12 protein-coding genes and 2 pseudogenes are annotated in these 22204 nt (G+C 47.7%); 1 reads left to right on the forward strand and 13 read right to left on the reverse strand.

Going from position 1 to position 22204, the window contains the following annotated elements:
- Positions 1-10: 10 nt before the first annotated feature.
- From AC04Q6_RS16865 to tgt, 13 genes and pseudogenes are all read right to left on the reverse strand, one after another.
- A complete protein-coding gene (locus tag AC04Q6_RS16865; protein ID WP_021976417.1) occupies positions 11-985 on the reverse strand; it encodes a protein kinase family protein in 975 nt (324 codons plus the stop codon).
- Between the two features lie 59 nt (positions 986-1044).
- On the reverse strand, positions 1045-2385 hold the full coding sequence (locus tag AC04Q6_RS16870; RefSeq protein ID WP_118071049.1) for a CCA tRNA nucleotidyltransferase: 1341 nt from the start codon (positions 2383-2385) through the stop codon (positions 1045-1047).
- Between the two features lie 250 nt (positions 2386-2635).
- Positions 2636-4075, reverse strand: coding sequence for a proline--tRNA ligase (proS, locus tag AC04Q6_RS16875; RefSeq protein ID WP_021976419.1), 1440 nt, complete (start codon positions 4073-4075; stop codon positions 2636-2638).
- Positions 4076-4814: 739 nt separating this feature from the next.
- Entirely contained in the window at positions 4815-5978 is a 1164-nt protein-coding gene (locus AC04Q6_RS16880; protein WP_021976420.1) for a phosphoglycerate dehydrogenase, read from the reverse strand.
- Entirely contained in the window at positions 5978-7060 is a 1083-nt protein-coding gene (gene serC / locus AC04Q6_RS16885; protein ID WP_118062152.1) for a 3-phosphoserine/phosphohydroxythreonine transaminase, read from the reverse strand. The genes AC04Q6_RS16880 and serC overlap by 1 nt, the downstream gene beginning before the upstream one ends.
- Positions 7053-8736, reverse strand: a pseudogene (gene ilvB / locus AC04Q6_RS16890) (biosynthetic-type acetolactate synthase large subunit). Before ilvB ends, serC begins: the two are co-directional and overlap by 8 nt.
- A 15-nt stretch (positions 8737-8751) precedes the next feature.
- The gene (gene ilvD, locus AC04Q6_RS16895; protein WP_021976422.1) at positions 8752-10425 is read right to left on the reverse strand and encodes a dihydroxy-acid dehydratase; all 1674 of its coding nucleotides are present in this window, start codon (positions 10423-10425) and stop codon (positions 8752-8754) included.
- Between the two features lie 58 nt (positions 10426-10483).
- Positions 10484-11569, reverse strand: a complete 1086-nt coding sequence (leuB, locus tag AC04Q6_RS16900; RefSeq protein ID WP_021976423.1) for a 3-isopropylmalate dehydrogenase — start codon at positions 11567-11569, stop codon at positions 10484-10486.
- A 324-nt stretch (positions 11570-11893) separates the two neighbouring features.
- The gene (locus AC04Q6_RS16905; RefSeq protein ID WP_118071051.1) at positions 11894-12694 is read right to left on the reverse strand and encodes a TPM domain-containing protein; all 801 of its coding nucleotides are present in this window, start codon (positions 12692-12694) and stop codon (positions 11894-11896) included.
- Between the two features lie 14 nt (positions 12695-12708).
- Complete coding sequence (locus AC04Q6_RS16910) at positions 12709-13794, reverse strand: TFIIB-type zinc ribbon-containing protein (RefSeq protein ID WP_118062148.1); 1086 nt, start codon at positions 13792-13794, stop codon at positions 12709-12711.
- 85 nt (positions 13795-13879) lie between these two features.
- Positions 13880-15220: an SPFH domain-containing protein gene (locus AC04Q6_RS16915; protein ID WP_021976426.1), complete on the reverse strand. Its 1341-nt coding sequence runs from the start codon at positions 15218-15220 to the stop codon at positions 13880-13882.
- A 727-nt stretch (positions 15221-15947) separates the two neighbouring features.
- Positions 15948-16262, reverse strand: coding sequence for a preprotein translocase subunit YajC (gene yajC / locus AC04Q6_RS16920; protein ID WP_015527154.1), 315 nt, complete (start codon positions 16260-16262; stop codon positions 15948-15950).
- 178 nt (positions 16263-16440) lie between these two features.
- A pseudogene (gene tgt, locus AC04Q6_RS16925) lies at positions 16441-17593 on the reverse strand (tRNA guanosine(34) transglycosylase Tgt).
- Positions 17594-17895: 302 nt separating this feature from the next.
- On the opposite strand from tgt, the gene AC04Q6_RS16930 reads away from it, so the two are divergent.
- On the forward strand, positions 17896-22137 hold the full coding sequence (locus AC04Q6_RS16930; RefSeq protein ID WP_118071053.1) for a 2-hydroxyacyl-CoA dehydratase: 4242 nt from the start codon (positions 17896-17898) through the stop codon (positions 22135-22137).
- Positions 22138-22204 lie beyond the last annotated feature (67 nt).

A 22204-nucleotide genomic window follows, 5' to 3' on the forward strand; every position in this document is an offset into this window, starting at 1 on the left:
TTCAGACGCATTACTGCCGCAGGCATCTTTTCGGAAATTCTTCCCACTGCTTTTTCTGCCGGATCATCGTATGCAGCTTTTCCACATTTTTCCCGGATATGACTGCTTTATTGTGGGTGTAATAATGGTTGGCAAGTTTCCAGTATTTTTCCGGATATACAAATCGTACTTTCAGGTTCTGCCATTCTGACATGGAAATAGGGCGGATGGAATCATATGTGGAAAGCATTTTTTCTGCAATATATGGATCCCAGCAGTATTTTTCCAGAATTTTCCTCATAAATCGATACAGATCTGCCATCTGCACATCAAAGTTCCAGTGGCTGAAATTGGTCACTGCCGCATTTTTTCCAAGGATCAGCACATTATGCTGATTATACTCTCCATGACAGACAGTACCTTTTTCAAGAGATTGCTGTCGCAGTGTCTGATAATCCGTTTCATCCAGCATGGAAACCGCCTTTTCTCCTTTTTCCAGAAACCATTCCACACTTTTAAGATAATCTTTTTCAAAAGGGCTTGACACTCCTTTTTTCCGGATAAAACGTCGGATCTTCCGCATTTCCTGATTGTGCCGGATATATTCTTCTTTAAGATTCCTTGCCGTGTAGTCTTTTTCCAGAGGAAGCTGCATTCTCCCGTGGATCTCCGCCAGCATCCGCACACTTTTCAAAATGTCGGTTTCGGATTTTGTGTCACACTCCCGCCCTTCAAACCATACCTGTGCCGTATAGGGAATGGAATCTTTGTCTTTACTCACCAGAGCACCTTCCCGGTTTTCCAGATAGACATCTACATGGCATCCCTGCTCCTTAAGTTTTTGCAGAAGTTTCTGCTGCATGGAAAGCTTTTTTTCCGATCCGTGAAATTCCCGAAGTATGACAGGACCTCTTTCTGTCCTGCAAAGAAGTGCGCCTCTCACTCTGCCGGAAGATAACGCATTAAGCCCATACTGCTCCAGCACACTCAGACCATAATCATACAAACAAGTTCCCCCCTGCCTTATTTTACGTTCTATCTTATGCAGGGGGGATTTTTGTTATTCTATTCGGTTTTTATGCCATCTTTTTCCGCTATTTCAAGAAGTTTTTCTTTTGTATTAAGGGACGGATCTTTCAGCACACAGTCAAGAAGTCTTTCAAGAAGATCTCCCAGTTCCGGTCCGGCCGGGTGTCCGGCATTTATAAGATCTTTTCCGGAAACTGCCAGCATTTTCAGAGATGTACATTCTCCTCTTTTAAGGATTCCCTGATAAGTTTCCGTCACGCCGCTTAAGCGTGCCAGCTTATCTTCTCTTTTGTAAGTACTCTGAGCTAAAAGGTCTGCCTTCTGCACTTTCAGATACAGTGGAAAAAGATCTTCTCCTATGAGATTCACAGACCGTCTTACATCCTCAGCTGCCGGTGCAGGTCGAAGATCATGATACCGGATCAGACGACAGGTATTTCGGATCGTTGCATTGTCAAATTTCAGGCGGCGCAGGATCTTTCCTGCCAGTTTCTCACCTGCCGGGCCGTGAGTCTTGAAGTGGTCTCTGCCGTTCCCGTCCGTCTTTTTCACGACTGGTTTCGCAATGTCGTGAAGAAGCATTGTGATGCGGAGAAGCCTGTCATTCTCAATCTCTGTAAGACTTTTCAGAATATGCTCGCCCACAGTATAGCAGTGGTGTGGGGTATTCTGCTCTGTCTCCATGCAGGCATCAAATTCCGGAAGAAATTCTCTTGTAAGCCCGGTTTCCCATGCAGTACGGAGATAATCCGGATGATCAGATACCAGAAGCTTCACAAGCTCGGTCTGGATACGCTCTGCACTGACATGTTCCAGATTTCCTGACATTCGTGCCAGTGCCGCCTTTGTATTTTCTTCCACGGTAAATCCAAGCTGTGCGGAAAAACGCACCGCGCGGAGCATACGAAGGGCATCCTCTGTAAAACGTTCCACCGGATTGCCGACGCACCGGATGATTCTCTTCCCGATATCTTCCATTCCGCCAAACAGATCCACCAGTCCATGTTCCGGATGATAGGCCATGGCATTGATGGTAAAGTCTCTTCGCTTCAGATCTTCCTCAAGGCTTCTGGTAAAGGTCACAGCATCCGGATGACGTCCATCATGATACTCTCCGTCCACACGATAGGTGGTCACCTCAAAACCCTCTTTATCCATCATTACCGTTACTGTTCCATGCTGGATTCCCGTATCTACGGTTCTTCGAAAAAGTTCCTTCACCTGCTCCGGAAGTGCTGACGTGGTGATATCCCAGTCTCCCGGCTCCCGGCCCAGGATGGAATCCCGGACGCATCCGCCCACAACGTAGGCTTCATAACCGGCAGCATTTAAAGTCTTCAGGATCTGCGCTGTTTTTTGTGGTATGTTTATCTTCATAAATAACTCCTCTTACTGATTGCTGCTGTCCAGATCAAGCATTCACATTTCACTGTATTATCTGCGCTCAGCAGCCGGATGATATTCTGATATGGTTTCAGTAACGATATTATAGCATAAATTCACAAAAACAGCGGAGCTTATTTCGCCCCGCTGCCTTGTTTCCTGTATAATCTGTTACTGTTCACCTGGTGACCGGTAACTATGATTTTTGCAAAACTGCCTCTGCCCCACACAGGGCTTATACATTTTAGTATGCACGTCCCCAGTAAACCATCTTCTTGGCAGGTTTTCCACAGCATACACAAACGTCGCTCAGCTGCTCCTGCTCAAATGGCATGCATCTGGAAGTTGCCTGGAAATCTTCTTTGATCTTGTCTTCACATGCACGGTCACCGCACCACATAGCTTTGATGAATCCAGGTTTGTTATTTACGATCTCACCAAATTCCTCATAATTTCTGGCTACATAGGTATGAGCCTCTCTGTGTGCACGTGCGCGCTCCAGCATATCATGCTGAATAGTATCCAGAAGCTCTTTTACCTTATCTGCAAGCTCATCGAAGGATACAGTATATTTCTCACGGGTATCTCTTCTGCAGAGAACTGCCTGTCCATTCTCGATATCCTTCGGACCACACTCAACACGAAGCGGAATACCACGCATCTCCTGCTCAGCAAATTTGAATCCCGGGCTCTTATCTGTAGCATCAACTTTTGCACGGATACCGGCTGCCTTCAGTGCTGCGAGAAGCTCATCAGCTTTCTCCATAACACCCTCTTTACGCTGCTGGATCGGAATGATCACAGTCTGTACCGGAGCGATTCTCGGAGGAAGAACAAGGCCGCTGTTATCACCGTGAACCATGATGATGGCACCGATCATACGGGTTGTCATTCCCCAGGATGTCTGATGAACATATTTCAGTGTATTATCTTTATCTGTGTACTGGATTCCGAATGCTTTCGCAAATCCGTCTCCGAAATTATGGCTTGTACCGGACTGAAGTGCTTTACCGTCATGCATCAGGGACTCGATGGTGTAAGTAGCCTCAGCACCTGCAAATTTCTCTTTGTCTGTCTTCTGACCTTTTACAACCGGAATTGCCAGAACCTCTTCGCAGAAATCTGCATAAACATTCAGCATCTGAATGGTACGTGCCTCAGCCTCTTCAGCTGTTGCGTGAGCTGTATGGCCCTCCTGCCACAGGAACTCTCTGGAACGAAGGAATGGACGGGTTGTTTTCTCCCAGCGGACAACAGAGCACCACTGATTGTATACTTTCGGAAGGTCTCTGTGGGACTGGATCTCTTTCTGGTAGAAATCACAGAACAGAGTCTCGGAAGTCGGACGCACGCAAAGTCTCTCCTGAAGCGGATCAAGACCGCCATGAGTCACCCATGCAACCTCCGGGGCAAAACCTTCTACATGATCTTTCTCTTTATCAAGAAGAGACTCCGGGATAAAGATCGGCATATAAACATTCTCTACACCGGTCTCTTTAAATCTGCGGTCAAGCTCATGCTGGATATTCTCCCAGATCGCATAACCTGCAGGTTTGATCGCCATACAGCCCTTAACACTTGTATAGCCACAAAGCTCAGCCTTCTTAACAACGTCTGTATACCACTGAGCAAAATCCTCATCCATAGACGTAATGGCCTGTACTAATTTCTTTTCTTTTGCCATGATAAATCTCCTTTTTCTTGTGATCTGTTACATATTGCCAGCCGCCAGGCAGCCACGGCAATCCGGAATCCCTCCGGCTCACTCTTCTGTCCCATAAATCGTACACTGCATTTACAGTCCCGTTTTACGGACAAAAAAATAAGCCCTCCGAATCCCTCACAAGGGACCGAATGACTTCGGCGGTACCACCCCAGTTAACAGCGCACCCGCTGCTCTCTCAACACCCGTTAACGCCGGAAACACACGCCACGCTTCAATCACGCAGAGCTCCGAGGCCGGTTCCACAGTTCACGCACAGGACCCTTCCACCAAAACAGGCCCCTCTCTGAGATAATTCCCTGTGTACTATTCTCATCATCGCCGTATCTTCGATACATTTTAGGCGAAAACCCCTGCAATGTCAACCCCAAAACTCACATTTTCAACCCAGAAAACCAGGAAAGAATCCATTCCCAGGAATTAATTTCCAGGGAACAGGGCCAACGGCCCGCCTTCCCGTCCCTCCATCCACACATCGGCTCAACCTGACACAGCCAATACAGAAGCATACAGGCACAAGTTAACAACCTCACACATTTCTCAACCGAAGCACTACTCAAAAAAGCCCAAGGGGTGTGCAGAGGGGGCGCGGCTTTGCGGCCCCTTTGCGGTTTTCACTTTTACAAAAAAATACTGCGCCCCGTTCGCCAGGAACGAAACACAGCATTTTTTCAAAGAGTTTTTCTAAGATCTTGTTACTCTATTTAACAACACGCACCCTATACATTCCCTCAATCTCCTTGAGCTCGTCAAGTGCCTTGGCAGAAGCCGCACTCTCAAGATCGATAAGAGTATAAGCAAACTCCCCTTTACTCTTATTGGTCATATCCGCAATATTCAGCCCCTCAGATCCAAGGATCTTGGTTACCTGACTGATCATATTCGGTGTATTACTGTGTGCAAGAGAAATTCTACCCACAGCCACACAGGTACCCATATCACAGTTTGGATAATTAACAGAGTTCTTGATATTACCATTCTCAAGGTAATCACGGATCTCTTTTACAGCCATCTCCGCACAGTTCTCCTCAGATTCCTCTGTAGAAGCACCAAGATGTGGGGTTACCAGAATGCCCTCGCGTCCTGCAACTGTCTCGTTGGCAAAGTCTGTTACATATTTTTTAACCTTACCACTCTCAACAGCCTCGATCAGTGCCTCCTCATCAACAAGAAGATCTCTTGCAAAATTCAGAAGAACCACGCCATCTTTCATTTTCTCGAAAGCTTCTTTGTTGATCATCTTCTTTGTGCTGTCAAGAAGGGGCACATGAATGGTGATGTAATCGCACTGGCTGTAGATCTCATCCAGGCTCTTGCTGTGCTTGATGGTTCTGGAAAGATTCCATGCCGCATCAATGGAAAGATACGGATCATAACCATAAACTTCCATTCCAAGTCCGCATGCTGCGTTTGCCACCATGGCACCGATGGCACCAAGTCCGATGATACCAAGCTTTTTGCCGCTGATCTCGCATCCTGCGAACTGTTTTTTCTGCTTCTCGGCAAGCTTGCCGATGTGCTCTTTATCTTTCTCCTGTGCAACCCACTCGATACCGCCAACGATATCTCTGGATGCAAGAAGCATACCTGCAAGTACAAGCTCTTTTACGCCGTTTGCATTTGCTCCAGGTGTGTTAAATACAACAACACCCTTCTCTGCATATTCTTTAACAGGAATATTGTTGACACCTGCTCCTGCACGTGCAACTGCACAAACACTTTTGGGAAGCTCCATGTCATGCATTTTCGCACTTCTCACAAGGATCGCGTCACACTGATCTACAGTCTCTGATTTTTTGTAATTATCGCCGAAAAGTTTAAGTCCTTTTTCTGCGATGGGGTTCAGGCAATGATACTGGAACATTATGCATTCTCCTCCTCAAATTTCTTCATGAATGCAACCAGAGCCTCTACACCAGCCTTCGGCATGGCATTGTAGATACTTGCACGCATTCCGCCAACAGTACGGTGTCCTTTCAGGTTTACAAGTCCTGCCTCTGTTGCCTCTTTCACAAACTTGGCATCCATTTCCTTGTCACCTGTTACAAACGGAACATTCATAAGAGATCTATCTTCTGGAACTACAGTTCCCTTGAACAGCTTGCTGGAATCCAGATAATCATAGAGGATCTTTGCCTTTTCCTCATTGCGCTGCTTCATCACTTCCAGACCGCCCATCTTCTTCAGCCATTTGAATACCTTGCCGCATACATAAATGCAGTAAGCATTCGGTGTGTTGTAAAGAGAACCTGCGTCTGCATGTGTCTTATAGGTCAGCATGGTTGGTGTTCCCGGAAGAACATCCTCTGTGATCAGATCCTCACGGATGATCACGATAACCATACCTGCCGGTCCGATGTTCTTCTGAACGCCGCCATAGATAATACCATATTTGCTTACATCTACAGGCTCAGACAGGAAGCAGGAGGATACATCTGCTACCAGAGTCTTGCCTTTTGTGTTTGGAAGTTTTTTGAATTTTGTGCCGTAAATGGTGTTGTTCTCACAGATGTATACATAGTCTGCATCCGGGCTGATCGGCAGATCACTGCAGTCCGGGATATAGCTGAAAGTTTTGTCCTCAGAAGATGCGATCTTGTTTGCTTTTCCGTATTTCTGAGCTTCCTGATAAGCTTTCTTTGCCCACTGACCTGTTACGATATAATCTGCGACCTTATTTTTCATAAGGTTCATCGGGATCATGGCAAACTGCTGGGATGCTCCTCCCTGAAGGAAAAGTACCTTGTAGTTATCTGGGATGTTCATAAGCTCGCGGAGATCTTTCTCAGCTGTATCAATAATCTCCTGAAACGCTGCACTTCTGTGACTCATTTCCATAACGGACATTCCTGTGCCGTTATAATCAAGCATTTCATCAGCTACTTCTTTGAGTACTTCCTCCGGAAGCACTGCCGGTCCGGCAGAAAAATTGTACACTCTACTCATGTTTCTTCATATCCTCCTCGTCAAATACATCATCAAGATTCGCACCAGCCGGTACCATCGGGAACACACTCAGATCCTGATCGATCCAGCAATCCAGAACGACAGGTCCCTCTGCTGCCAGTGCCATCTTAAGTGCAGGTTCCACATCCTCCATCCTTGTCACACGAATGGCTTTTGCACCCAGCGCCTCTGATAATTTTACAAAATCAACAGAATCATCCAGTACTGTGGAAGAATATCTCTTTCCATAGAAAAGCGTCTGCCACTGACGCACCATTCCCAGTACGTGATTGTTCATGACAATCTGGATCAACTGTCTACCACAGCGCGCTGCTGTTGCCAGTTCATTCATATTCATACGGAAGCATCCGTCACCTGCTATATTAACAACTGTTTTTTCCGGTCTGCCCATCTTTGCGCCAATTGCAGCGCCAAGGCCATAGCCCATCGTTCCAAGGCCGCCGGAAGTAAGAAGAGTTCTCGGCTCTTTGTATTTATAATACTGTGCCGCCCACATCTGATGCTGTCCAACATCTGTGGAGATGATGGCATCACCATTGGTCAGTTCATAAAGTTTCTCTATAATATACGGACCTGTCAGCTGTGTATGATCATAATTCAGCGGATATTTTGCTTTCAGTTCCTGGATATGTGCGATCCACTCCGGATGTTCTTTTTCCGGAACTTCCTCCAGAAGACGTTTCAGCACTTCTTTCACATCTCCGATCACGCTTGCATCCACTTTGATATTTTTGTTGATCTCCGCAGCATCTACATCGATCTGAAGGATTTTTGCATTATGTGCAAAAGTCTTGGTATTTCCTGTTACACGGTCACTGAAACGTGCTCCAAGAACAATGAGAAGATCACATTCCGTAACACCAAGATCGGAAGTCTTGGTTCCGTGCATACCTACCATACCGGTATAAAGCGGATCCTCACCTGGGAAAGTACCTTTACCCATCAGTGTATCGCAGACCGGAGCCTGGATCCTGTGAGCCAGTTCGCGGACTTCCTGGTCAGCACCGGAGATCACACAGCCGCCGCCTACAAAAATAAAAGGTTTCTTTGCCTCTCTGATCATTTCCAGCACCTGGTCCATATCTTCTTTGCGGATGTTTTTGATCTCACGGTTAACGGTAGCCGGATGGCATGGCTCGTATTCATATTTCATTCCTGTGATATCCTTCGGAACATCCACAAGAACCGGGCCAGGTCTTCCGCTTTTTGCAATATAAAATGCTCTTCTTAACGTATCTGCAAGATCTTCGATATTCTTTACAATAAAGCTGTATTTTGTCACAGGCATTACGATACCTGCGATATCAACCTCCTGGAAAGAATCTCTTCCCAGGAGTGGTCTTCCTACGTTTGCAGTAATGGCTACCATCGGTACGGAATCCATGTATGCAGTCGCGATTCCTGTTACCAGGTTGGTGGCTCCAGGACCGGATGTTGCCAGGCAGACGCCCACTTTTCCGGTAGCTCTCGCATAACCGTCAGCAGCATGGGATGCACCCTGCTCGTGGGAGGTCAATACATCGTGTGATCTCATCTTTGTATTCATATAAGGCATCGTAAACATTCAGGATCGCGCCGCCCGGATATCCAAATACGGTATCAACGCCCTGTTCCTTCAGACATTCTACGATGATCTCTGCACCTGTAAGCTGCATGTCTTTCGTTCCTCCTTATTTTGCTTTCGGTACTTCCAGGATCGCACCACGGTTTCCGGATGTTACCATGGAAGCATATCTTGCCAGATATCCGGTTGTTACCTTCGGCTCTCTTGGCTGCCATTTTTCTCTTCTTGCCTGCATCTCTTCGTCAGAAACTTTGATCTCCAGTTTCAGTTCCGGAATATTGATGCTGATGATATCGCCTTCCTCAACCAGTGCGATCGGGCCGCCTACGGCTGCCTCCGGTGATACGTGTCCGATAGCAGCTCCTCTGGATGCGCCGCTGAAACGTCCGTCTGTGATCAGGGCTACGGAAGAACCAAGTCCCATTCCCACGATTGCGGATGTCGGGTTCAGCATCTCTCTCATTCCAGGACCACCTTTTGGTCCCTCGTAACGGATAACAACTACATCACCCTCTACGATCTTGCCGCTCTTGATTGCCACAATCGCGTCATCCTCGCTGTCAAATACACGTGCAGGACCTTCATGTACCAGCATTTCCGGTACAACTGCGGAACGTTTTACAACGCCGCCGTCCGGTGCAAGGTTTCCTTTCAGTACGGCAAGTCCGCCTGTCTTTGTATACGGATTGTCGATCGGGCGGATAACTTCCGGATTCAGATTTACACAATCTTTGATATTTTCCCCAACTGTTTTTCCTGTTACTGTCATACACTCTGTATGAAGAAGTCCGATCTTGTTCAGCTCATTCATAACCGCATAAACACCGCCGGCCTCGTTGAGGTCTTCCATGTAAGTCGGGCCTGCCGGTGCAAGGTGGCAGAGGTTCGGAGTCTTCTCACTGATCTCATTTGCAAAGCTGATGTCAAAGTCCATTCCGATCTCATGTGCGATAGCCGGAAGATGAAGCATACTGTTTGTGGAGCATCCAAGTGCCATATCTACGGTAAGAGCATTTAAAACTGCCTCTTTTGTCATGATGTCTCTTGGGCGGATGTTCCTTTTGTACATTTCCATTACCTGCATTCCTGCATGTTTTGCAAGACGGATACGCTCGGAGTATACGGCCGGGATGGTACCATTTCCCTTAAGTCCCATTCCAAGAACCTCTGTCAGGCAGTTCATGCTGTTTGCAGTGTACATACCGGAACATGATCCACAGGTCGGACAGGTTTTGTTCTCGAATTCTGCCAGGTCATCTGCTGTGATCGTTCCTGCTGCATAGGAACCTACTGCCTCAAACATGCTGGAAAGACTTGTTTTGTGTCCTTTTACATGACCGGCAAGCATCGGGCCTCCGCTTACAAATACAGTCGGAACATTGATTCTTGCTGCTGCCATCAGAAGGCCAGGTACGTTCTTATCACAGTTGGGTACCATAACCAGAGCATCAAACTGATGAGCCATTGCCATAGCCTCTGTGGAATCTGCGATCAGGTCACGGGTTACCAGGGAATATTTCATTCCAACGTGTCCCATTGCAATTCCGTCACATACTGCGATCGCCGGGAATACAACCGGTGTTCCACCAGCCATTGCAACGCCAAGTTTTACGGCGTTTACGATCTTGTCAAGGTTCATATGTCCCGGTACGATCTCGTTGTAAGAGCTTACGATTCCTACCAGTGGTTTGTCCATTTCTTCTTTTGTCATTCCAAGGGCATTGAACAGGGAACGATGTGGTGCCTGCTGTGTGCCTTTTCTTACGGTATCACTTCTCATTTTTTAAGGTTCTCCTTTTTATTCTTTACGATATGGTTCTATATCTCTTCAAATTTATTTATGCGATGGCATCTGCGATCAGATCGCCCATCTCTTTAGTTCCCACAAGTTTGCAGCCCTCAGACATGATATCTCCGGTTCTGTAACCAGCTGTCAGAACTTTCTGTACTGCTGTTTCCACAGCATCTGCCTCTTTGTCAAGATCCAGAGAATATCTCAGCATCATGGCTGCAGAAAGGATAGTTGCGATCGGGTTTGCCTTGTTCTGACCTGCGATATCCGGTGCGGAACCGTGGCTCGGCTCATAGAGGCCAAGTTTTGTCTCATTTAAGCTTGCGGAAGAAAGCATTCCGATGGAACCGGTTACCATACTTGCCTCATCAGAGAGGATATCTCCGAACATGTTCTCTGTAAGGATGACATCAAACTGTTTCGGATCACGTACCAGCTGCATTGCACAGTTATCAACCAGCATATGCTCCAGTGTTACATCCGGATAGTCTTTTGCAACATCTTCCACAACGCTTCTCCAGAGTCTGGAAGAATCCAGAACGTTTGCCTTATCTACACTTGTAACTTTATTTCTTCTCTTACGTGCGATCTCAAATGCCTTGATGGCAATACGGCGGATCTCATTCTCATTATAGGAAAGAGTATCTACGGCTGTGCGGACTCCGTTCTCCTCGGTAGTCTTTCTGGCTCCGAAGTAAAGACCTCCTGTCAGCTCTCTTACGATAATCATGTCAAAACCATCTCCGATGATCTCATCACGAAGCGGGCATGCATCACGAAGCTCATTGTAAAGATATGCAGGACGAAGGTTTGCAAAAAGGTTCAGCGCTTTACGGATTGCAAGAAGTCCTGCCTCCGGACGTTTAGACGGCTCCAGTTTGTACCACGGGGATGTCTTGGCATCGCCGCCGATGGACCCCATCAGTACGGCGTCAGAAGCTTTTGCCTGAGCAATGGCTTCCTCTGTAAGAGGTACTCCGTGAGCATCAATGGATGCACCTCCTAAAAGAACTTCTGTGTATGAAAATTTATGGCTGTATTTCTCGCATACTCTGTCTAAAACTTTTTTGGCCTCGGCAACAATCTCCGGGCCGATTCCGTCTCCCGGAATCAGGGCAATTTTGTACTCCATTTTATCTACTCCTCCGATTTCCCCTGTGCTGTAAAATTTTAACGCACTGGTGTGGATAATTGTTATTATCATAACGCACTTTTCGACGGATTTCAACCTATTAAATAGATAAAGTTATCTCCAGGATATAAAAAGAGCTCCTGTGTCTTTGATTTTCTTCCTGACTCCTGGTACTTTGGCTCCCTGCTTTCTGCCCGTTACCGCCACGCTCCCGCCCGAAAAGTATCTTATGCCACAGGATGTTCCACTATGGCAAAAGCTGCCTTCCCGTTTCCGGTACAGCAGCCTTTTCTTTTTCCTGTATTCTGTTTTTCAAAAAATCTCTCAGAATTTTCCACTGGAGCCGCCAAAAGTATCCCCCGAGGAAGACGTATGTGTACTGGAGCCCCCGCCACTGTCCTCATTTTTCGGTTTTGCGGATTTTGACACCGTACTGTAAAGATAATACTCGTTACTTCTGGTTACCTTCATACTGCCCTGACGTACATAGGAAGCAGCCTGATCCTGTTTTCGCACAGTTTTCAGTTTCCTCCTCATATTTCCGGTTATAAGCACGCCTGCCACAAGTCCCACTGCAAGAGCAATCAGCAGATTTGCCCCCACATCAAAAGACTCCTTTGGAAGATTTCCCACATCATATGGCTCTGCCTCATCCGCCTGCATGATAAAGTCATCGCATTCCATGGCAAACATCTGAAACGCTTCGTTATAATCCCCATCACTTAAATAAGGCTTCACCTGCTCCATGATATATTCCTGTCCGGCATCGGTAAACGCTTCAATAGCATAACCATGTGTTGCAATAGCCCAGTTACGGTCACCCATATCCACCAGGAACAAAATACCGTCACCATCTTCTCCCTGTCCATATCCATGGTCAATAAAATAATCATCTGCATAAGCCTGCGCCGTTTTTCCTTCCAGACTATTGGTGGTAACAATGATAACATCTACCTGTTCCCGCTCACTGATCTCATCCAGTGTATTGCAAAGGCTCTCCTTTTGATCTGTATCCAGAAGTCCCGCCTGATCCGCAAGCCGGCTTTCTGTTTCCGCCCATACCGGAAAGGCACATGCCAGGCATAAAAGGATCACTGTCAGAAATACGGATATTCTCTTTTTCATGGCATTCACCTCCCCTACAAAGCCCAGATCAGATACAGGATAATATAGGCGATCACGCCAACGATCCCCGTCGTTCCCAGGAACCATCTCGCAAAAGCACTCTTATCTGTGGGCAGATTCCCCACAAATTTCCCAGTCTGGCCATTCATGGCAAATATGTAATTATCGCCTTTCCATTTCGTCTGCAGGATCCATACCGGATACAGTGCATACTTCGTAGTTCCGTTATGAAGCCGGATGCTGGTATTCTCCGGAACCACACTGGAATAGCCTCTGACCGTATCCCGGAATGCATCTTCCGTACTGTGACGGATACGCTCATTGGCACGTCCCTCGCACTCTTCCGCCGTCACATCATACTTATCCGCAAAATATCCCGCCAGATATGCAGTCTGGAAATCCACCGCCTCTTTAAAATCAAAAGGCTCTATGGACTCCATCAGATCATTTTCCATACTGGCCGAACCATCCACAGGTACATGATCAAATCCCAGAGAACCACTTCTGTGTACTGCATAATAACTGGTTTCCGTATAATCATAATCATTATCACTCCAGAAACGGGTCTTCGTAGCTTTATAGCGGATATCCGCACTGGCATCCGTATCATAAAGCCAGAACGGAACGTAGATCCCCTTCACCTCACTGATATGATTCTCCGACTTAAACGCTTTCGGGAGAAGGCGCTTGCCTGACAAATGCTTCTTCAGCTTCTCCTTTGCAGCCTTTTTATCCAGCTTAAACGGAATCACGTAATCTGGTTTCAGTGCACCGGACAGCTGTCCGGTCATTACCACCGGGCTGCCGCAAAACGGGCAGGCTGTCGCTGCCGTATTGGCATCACCCACGATCTCACCGCCACAGGACTTACACGTATAAGTACGTAATCCCTCACTCTCTCCATCCTGCCACTCACTGCCAGCCTCATCCGACCAGTTCATATCCTCCGGCTGTTCTTCTTCTACAGCCTTAGCATGCTCCGATAATGTCTTAACATCAAACTCCGTATCACAGAACGGACACTTCATCTTCTGTGCAGAACTGTCAAACTCTATGGAGCCACCACAGCACGGGCACTTAAACTCCTGCATCTTCGCCATATATCCACCTCAATTCATCCTTCTGTATCCATCGACCGGCAGGAGTTATCCTGTGAATTTCTCCTGACCTTCTCCATTTTGTGATTTATACAGCATCCTCCGGTCCGAACGGATCCCCGCACTCCGGGCAGAACTTCGGTGGATTCTCCGGATCAGCCGGTTCCCATCCACACCTGCTGCAACGATACCTCAACTTCTTCTCCGGCCTCTTCGCTCCACAGTTCGTACAAAACTTCCCTTTATTCACTGTACCGCAGGAACAAGTCCAGCTGTCCTCCACCGGACGCGGTGCCCCACACTCCGGACAGAACTTACCCGTAGAAACCGCACCACAACTGCAAGTCCAGGAATCTCCGCCTGCTGCCGGCCGGATCTTTGGCTGAGTCTGTACGTTGTTCTGCGCTGCCTGTGCCTCACGCTTCTGTCCCATTTCAAAAAGCTGCTGAGCATTCAGACCCCCTGCGCTGGCAGCCATCCCCATGCCCATAAAACCAGTCATAGCCCCGGCGGAATTGGAAGCCGCAGCCTTCATGGCATCCGCCTGAGCACCAGTCAGTGTGGCTGCAGCCATCGAAGGATCACGCATCATAGCCGTGCGCTGGGCCTGCTTGATCATCTCGGCGTCCTCATCCGGAAGTGTAACCGAGCCCAGCGCAACACTTACGACTTTTAAGCCCCGAAGCTCTGCCCACTTCGCTGAAAGAACCTCATTCATGGCATTCTCAAGCTCCGTGTTGTGGGTCACGATCTGATTCGGACGAAGCTCCATCTCAGAAAGACGGCCAAAAGCCGGCTGCAGTGCGCTGACAAACTCCGTTTTCAGCTGTCCATCCAGCTCCTCTCTCGTGTATTCCCGCTCTACATTCCCACACACATTGGTATAAAAAAGAAGCGGGTCCGCGATCCGATAGGAATATACTCCATGACAGCGCACTGCAACATCAATATCAAGTCCGATCCTGGAATCTACCACACGGAACGGGATCGGAGTAGCCGTGCCAAATTTGTTATCCACAAGCTCCTTGGTATTAAAATAATATACCCTCTGATCCTTACCCGTATCACCACCGAACACAAAACGCTTACCGATGGTCTGGAAAGTCCTGCGGATACCTTCCCCAAGACTTCCCGCAAAAATACTCGGCTCTGTGGAAGCATCATAAGTATACTCACCTGGATCTGCACAGATATCCACAACTTTCCCCTGCTCCACGATCATCATACACTGACCATCTGCAACTGCAATCCCACTTCCGCTGGTAATGATATTGTCGCTGCCTCTCTTATTGGAAGACCTGGATGATGTACGCTTCGTACCCTTCACCACCATCACTTCTTTATCCATAGCCTCACAGTAAAAAAACTCCTTCCACTGATCCGCCATCGTACCCCCTGCTGCGCCAACAGCCGCTCTGATAAGACCCATAAAACCGACCCCTTTCTGAAAATTCATTCTTATTTGTAATTTTATAATATTCTGCAGTAACCGTCACTCTCATTTCTGATAGTAATACCATTATTGCATGAATTACATCAAAAATCCACTTATTTCTATACAATATTACATTTGTCACATCCCAAATTAAAGCTGACAGCACCGCGCCTCAGCCACATTCCAATCCCAATCTAACAACACAACCTCACATCCAACCTCAGGCTGACAGCACCGCGCCTCAGCCACACTCCAATCCCAATCTAACAACACAACCTCACATCCAACCTCAGGCTGACAGCACCGCGCCTCAGCCACACTCCAATCTCAATCTAACAACACAACCACACATCCAACCTCAGGCTGACAGCGCAGCGCCTCAGCCGTCCCTTGATCACCCTCACGCTGCCGAAAGTCAGCCGGGGAAGGGGATGCTGGCTGGCTCTGCTTCTGCAGGAGGGGAGCTGGTACTTGGGCGGCGGGAATCTGCGTTGTTTTTCAAAAGTCCGTTGTCTGAGCGGCGTCACGCCGCGAGTTCGGACTTTTGGAAAACGGTTTTAGCAGAATCCCGGTGCCCTAGAACCAGCCCCCGACGAAGCCGCAGACCAGACAGCATCCCCTCCCCCGGCGTCCCTTCAACCATCCCTTCCGCACAAAAAAAAGACACCACGTCAAAAAAACGCAGTGCCTTCCCATATTCACGTTATTGCCAAAAAAGTCATCAAGCAGAAGCCTGATCAGCCTTCTCAACCTCAGCAATCGCCTGCTTCCTCATAGGAATACGGCAATTCTTATTATTACCAAACTCAACAATAACATCTTCCTCAGTCATATCAATAACAACACCATAAAAACCACTGGTAGTAACAACACTGTCACCAACCTCCATGCTGTTCAACATAGTCTGAGTTCTCTTCTGCTCCTTCTTCTGCGGACGGATCATCATAAAATACATAATTCCAAACAGAACTACGATCCAGACAATACCAAGACCCGCGCTAAGTCCGCCAGCTGCTGCTGTAGATGATGCGATCATTCCAAATTCCTCCTGATAAAATCAATTCTTCTTATGCGGTTACCCGCCGTTTCTGACCTATAGCAGCTCCCGCCACTATAAAAAATGTCACTTCGTACTATCATACACAAAAACCAAAAAACCTTCAAGCGTTTTCTTATAAAATCAAAGTAATTTACGCAAATTTTATAAATAAAAACTACCGGTTCCCGTTAATCTTACCTTCCTCAAACCCTTCCAGACGCATCTTCTTATAAGCCGCAAAATTCCCCGCATCCAGAGCATCCCGGATCTCTTCCATCATATGATTGTAGAAATAAAGATTATGCAGCACACAAAGCCTCATACCAAGCATCTCCTTCGCTTTCAGAAGATGACGGATATATGCCCTGCTGTAATGACGGCAGGTCGGACACTGGCATTCCTCATCGATCGGTTTGGAATCCAGTTCATATTTCGCATTAAAAAGATTCATCTTGCCATGGTTGGTATACACATGGCCATGACGACCGTTGCGGCTCGGATATACACAGTCAAAGAAATCAATACCTCGCTCAACACCCTCCAGAATGTTTGCCGGAGTACCAACCCCCATCAGATACGTCGGCTTGTTCTGCGGCAGATGCGGAACTACCTCATCCAGGATCCGGTACATCTCCTCATGGCTCTCACCAACTGCCAGGCCACCAACCGCATAACCATCCAGATCCATCTCTGCGATCGCCTGTGCATGCTCAATACGGATATCCTCATAAACAGCACCCTGGTTGATACCAAAAAGAAGCTGATCCTTGTTGATGGTATCCGGAAGGCTGTTCAGACGTGCCATTCTCATCCTTACATCTCTTAAGCCAGCGGGTAGTACGCGCTACAGATTTCTGCACATAATCCCTCTCCGCCACACTGCTCGGGCATTCATCAAAGGCCATGGCAATGGTAGAAGCCAGATTGGACTGGATCTGCATACTCTGCTCCGGTCCCATAAAGATCTTATGTCCATCGATATGAGAGTTAAAATACACGCCCTCTTCCTTGATCTTACGAAGCTTCGCCAGCGAAAACACCTGGAATCCGCCGGAATCGGTAAGGATTGGTCTGTCCCAGTTCATAAATTCATGAAGACCTCCCAGTTGCTTTACCACCTTGTCGCCAGGGCGCACATGAAGATGATAGGTATTGGACAGCTCTACCTGTGTACCGATCTCATGAAGATCCACAGTGGAAACTGCACCTTTAATTGCTGCAATTGTTCCTACATTCATAAAAACAGGAGTCTGGATCGTTCCGTGGACCGTCTTAAACTCGCCCCTTTTCGCTCTTCCTTCTGTTGTGATCAGTTTATATTCTGCCATTTCATTTCCCTTCTAAAAATATTTTAAAGTTGTCTCTGCCCGGCATCTGCGTCGCAGATACAGCCATAACCAGCTGCCGATGCAGATATCTTTCAAAACTTTTAGTCAATATCATAACACATTTTTTTCTTTCCTGCTACTGATTGTTAAACTTTTACATTGCCATTTTTTAAACGATATCGTATAATATAGGATATTCGCTTAAAAATCCTTTATAATAAGAAGAAACAACTCCCATCTGACAGAAATGTCAGAGTCGGGCAACCCCTGTATAGATACAACGAGGAGGAAATCAATTTTTTATGAAGAAACACACACTTGGAATTGACATTGGTTCCACCACTGTTAAGATTGCGATCTTAGACGAAAACGATACACTTGTCTTCTCCGACTATGAGAGACATTTTGCAAATATCCAGGAAACCCTTGCAGATCTTCTTCAGAAAGCTGAGGATCAGCTTGGTGAACTGACACTCTGTCCGGTCATTACAGGTTCCGGCGGACTGACACTTGCCAATCATCTGGAAGTACCTTTTGTACAGGAGGTTATCGCCGTATCCACTTCCCTGCAGAAGCTGGCACCAAAGACGGATGTTGCTATCGAGCTTGGAGGCGAGGATGCCAAGATCATCTATTTCGAAAACGGAAATGTAGAGCAGCGTATGAATGGTATCTGTGCCGGCGGTACCGGTTCCTTCATTGACCAGATGGCATCTCTTCTCCAGACCGATGCACCGGGCCTCAATGAATACGCCAAACATTACAAGGCTCTTTATCCCATTGCGGCACGCTGCGGTGTTTTCGCAAAGACAGATATCCAGCCGCTGATCAACGACGGAGCAACCAAGGAAGATCTTTCCGCTTCCATTTTCCAGGCAGTTGTCAACCAGACCATCTCCGGTCTTGCCTGCGGTAAACCGATCCGCGGACATGTTGCATTCCTGGGCGGCCCGCTTCACTTCCTTTCCGAACTGAAGACCGCTTTTATCCGCACCCTGAAGCTGGATGACGAACACATTATCGCGCCGGACAATTCCCATCTGTTCGCAGCCATCGGCTCCGCCCTCAACGCGAAGCAGGACGTAACCGTATCTCTGGTTGAACTGAAGGAACGCATGCGTACCACCATCAAACTGGACTTTGAGGTAGAACGTATGGAACCGCTTTTTGCCACAGAGGAGGACTATCAGGCCTTCCATGACCGCCAAAGCGCCTACAAGGTAAAAACAGGCGACCTTTCTACATATAAGGGAAAATGTTTCCTGGGAATCGACGCCGGTTCCACCACCACCAAAACTGCACTGGTAGGCGAAGACGGAACACTTCTGTACTCATTCTACAGCAATAATAACGGAAATCCGCTGAAGACCACCATCGGTTCCATCCAGGAGATCTATGAACTCCTTCCGGAAGACGCCGAGATTGCCTTTTCCTGCTCCACCGGTTACGGCGAGGCCCTGATCAAAGCGGCTCTTCTTCTTGATGAAGGTGAGGTTGAGACTGTTTCCCATTACTATGCAGCTGCTTTCTTTGATCCGGAAGTAGACTGCATCCTGGATATCGGCGGTCAGGATATGAAATGCATCAAGATCCGTAACCAGACGGTAGACAGTGTACAGCTTAACGAGGCATGTTCCTCCGGTTGTGGTTCCTTTATCGAGACTTTCGCAAAATCCCTGAACTACACCGTACAGGACTTTGCAAAAGCAGCTCTTTTTGCAAAACATCCTATTGATCTTGGAACACGCTGTACTGTATTTATGAACTCCAAGGTTAAGCAGGCACAGAAAGAAGGCGCCGAAGTTTCCGATATCTCCGCTGGTCTTGCCTACTCCGTTATCAAAAACGCCCTCTACAAAGTTATCAAGGTTTCCGATGCTTCCGAGCTTGGCAAACACATCGTTGTACAGGGTGGTACCTTCTACAATGACGCGGTTCTCCGCAGTTTTGAGAAAATTGCCAACTGTCAGGCTATCCGCCCAGATATCGCCGGAATCATGGGTGCCTTCGGTGCCGCTCTGATCGCAAGGGAACGCTATCAGGAGGGTGAAAAAACTTCCATGCTTTCCATTGATCAGATCAACAGCCTGCAGTACACCACCTCCATGGCGAACTGCCGCGGATGTACCAACAACTGCCGTCTGACCATCAACAAATTCTCCGGCGGCCGCAAATATATCAGTGGAAACCGCTGTGAGCGCGGACTTGGAAAAGAAAAGAACAAGGATCATATCCCGAACCTTTTCGACTATAAATATAAGAGAATTTTTTCCTACGAGCCACTTTCCGCAGACAAGGCATCCCGTGGACAGGTCGGTATCCCTCGTGTTCTGAACATGTTTGAGAATTACCCGTTCTGGTATACTTTCTTTACCGAACTGAAATACCAGGTGGTGCTTTCTCCGACTTCCACACGTAAGATCTATGAGCTGGGTATCGAGTCCATCCCAAGTGAGTCCGAATGCTATCCTGCAAAACTTGCTCACGGACATGTCACATGGCTGATCCGTAACGGTGTGAAGTTTATCTTCTATCCGTGCATCCCTTACGAGCGCAACGAGTTCCCGGATGCAGTCAACCATTATAACTGCCCGATCGTTACTTCCTATGCGGAAAACATCAAGAACAATGTGGACGAACTTAACGATCCGTCCATCACTTTCCGCAACCCGTTCCTGGCATTTACTTCCGAGGAGATCCTTACAAACCGCCTTGTGGAAGAATTCCAGGATATACCTGCCGCCGAGGTCAAAGCTGCTGCCCACAAGGCTTGGGAAGAACTTGCAGCCGTACATACGGATATCCAGAAAAAGGGTGAAGAAACCCTGCAGTACCTGAAAGAAACCGGACGCCGCGGAATCGTTCTTGCAGGCCGTCCATACCATATTGACCCGGAAATCCACCACGGTATCCCGGATATGATCAACAGCTACGGAATCGCCGTATTTACCGAAGACTCCGTTGCACACCTTGGACATCTGGAGCGTCCCATCCGTGTCAACGACCAGTGGATGTATCACTCCCGTCTCTACTCTGCCGCAAATTTTGTAAAAACAAGAGAGGATCTGGATCTGATCCAGCTGAATTCCTTCGGATGCGGACTTGATGCCGTTACCACCGATGAGGTTTATGAGATCCTGGATGGAAGTGACAAGATCTACACCTGCCTGAAAATCGATGAGGTCAACAACCTGGGTGCGGCAAGGATCCGTATCCGTTCCCTGATCGCTGCTATCCGTGCAAAACAGGCACAGAATAAAAAAAGGAACATCAATCCGGCTTCCATTGAGAAGATATCCTTTACCAAGCAGATGCGTAAGGAGTACACCATTCTCTGCCCGCAGATGTCTCCATTCCACTTCGGAATCTTTGAGGCTGCTTTTAAAGCATCCGGCTATAACCTGGAAGTCCTCCCCAACGACAACAAGCATGCTGTTGATGTGGGCCTTAAATATGTAAACAACGATGCCTGCTATCCGTCCCTGATGGTTGTGGGACAGATCATGGATGCTCTTCTTTCCGGCAAATATGACCTGAACAAAACTGCAGTCATCATGTCTCAGACAGGCGGCGGCTGCCGTGCCTCCAACTATATCGCATTCATCCGCCGTGCTCTGAAAAAAGCCGGCATGGAACAGATTCCGGTTATCTCCCTCAACTTAAGCGGACTGGAAAGCAACCCTGGCTTTAAGCTGACACTGCCGCTGATCAGGCGTATCGTTTACGGTGCCGTATTCGGTGATATCCTGATGAAATGCGTATATCGCATGCGTCCTTACGAGCTGGAAAAGGGTATCGTAAACCGCAAGCACAAAATCTGGGAGCAGCGCGTCATTGCCTTCGTAACAGGCAGCAGCGTCAGCCATGGTACCTTCAAAAAAATGTGCCGTGAGATGGTCCATGATTTTGATACGATCCCGATCTCCGATGAGAAAAAGCCTCGCGTTGGTATCGTAGGTGAGATCCTTGTCAAGTTCCTGCCTGCTGCCAACAACCACCTGGCAGATCTTCTAGAGGCAGAAGGGGCAGAACCGGTTGTTCCGGATCTTATTGACTTTATCTGCTACTGCTTCTACAACCAGAATTTCAAGGTTGAAAAGCTTGGATTCAAGAAATCCAAGGCAACCATCGCAAATCTTGGTCTCAGAGCCATCGACTGGCTGAGAAAAACAGCAAATGAGGCTCTGGAGCAGAGCCGCCACTTTACACCGGCCGCAGATATCCGTGATCTTGCAAAAATGGCTGCGCCCATCGTTTCTGCCGGAAATCAGACCGGTGAAGGATGGTTCCTGACCGGAGAGATGATGGAACTCATCCACGGCGGTGTCCCGAACATCGTCTGCATCCAGCCTTTTGGATGCCTGCCGAACCACATCGTAGGAAAAGGTGTCATCAAGGAAGTTCGCCGTGAGCATCCGGAAGCCAACATTGTTGCCATCGACTACGATCCAGGTGCCAGTGAAGTAAATCAGCTGAACAGGATCAAGCTTATGCTTTCCACAGCACAGAAGAATCTGCATAAAGACGATAAAAAAGACGCATAACAAGAAATGCAGGTTACAAACATCTTTTTCCCAAAAACAAATTCAAAGCTGCACAGCCGCAGGATCC

The organism is Blautia sp. HA9023, from assembly GCF_056504095.1.

Excerpts from the sequence above, each read along its gene's own strand:
- AC04Q6_RS16905 (WP_118071051.1), bottom strand. The coding sequence starts at position 12,694 with ATGAAAAAGAGAATATCCGTATTTCTGACAGTGATCCTTTTATGCCTG.
- leuB (WP_021976423.1), bottom strand. The coding sequence starts at position 11,569 with ATGGAGTACAAAATTGCCCTGATTCCGGGAGACGGAATCGGCCCGGAG.
- AC04Q6_RS16910 (WP_118062148.1), bottom strand. The coding sequence starts at position 13,794 with ATGGCGAAGATGCAGGAGTTTAAGTGCCCGTGCTGTGGTGGCTCCATA.
- ilvD (WP_021976422.1), bottom strand. The coding sequence starts at position 10,425 with ATGAGAAGTGATACCGTAAGAAAAGGCACACAGCAGGCACCACATCGT.
- AC04Q6_RS16880 (WP_021976420.1), bottom strand. The coding sequence starts at position 5,978 with ATGTTCCAGTATCATTGCCTGAACCCCATCGCAGAAAAAGGACTTAAA.
- AC04Q6_RS16870 (WP_118071049.1), bottom strand. The coding sequence starts at position 2,385 with ATGAAGATAAACATACCACAAAAAACAGCGCAGATCCTGAAGACTTTA.
- proS (WP_021976419.1), bottom strand. The coding sequence starts at position 4,075 with ATGGCAAAAGAAAAGAAATTAGTACAGGCCATTACGTCTATGGATGAG.
- serC (WP_118062152.1), bottom strand. The coding sequence starts at position 7,060 with ATGAGTAGAGTGTACAATTTTTCTGCCGGACCGGCAGTGCTTCCGGAG.
- yajC (WP_015527154.1), bottom strand. The coding sequence starts at position 16,262 with ATGATCGCATCATCTACAGCAGCAGCTGGCGGACTTAGCGCGGGTCTT.
- AC04Q6_RS16915 (WP_021976426.1), bottom strand. The coding sequence starts at position 15,220 with ATGGGTCTTATCAGAGCGGCTGTTGGCGCAGCAGGGGGTACGATGGCG.
- AC04Q6_RS16930 (WP_118071053.1), top strand. The coding sequence starts at position 17,896 with ATGAAGAAACACACACTTGGAATTGACATTGGTTCCACCACTGTTAAG.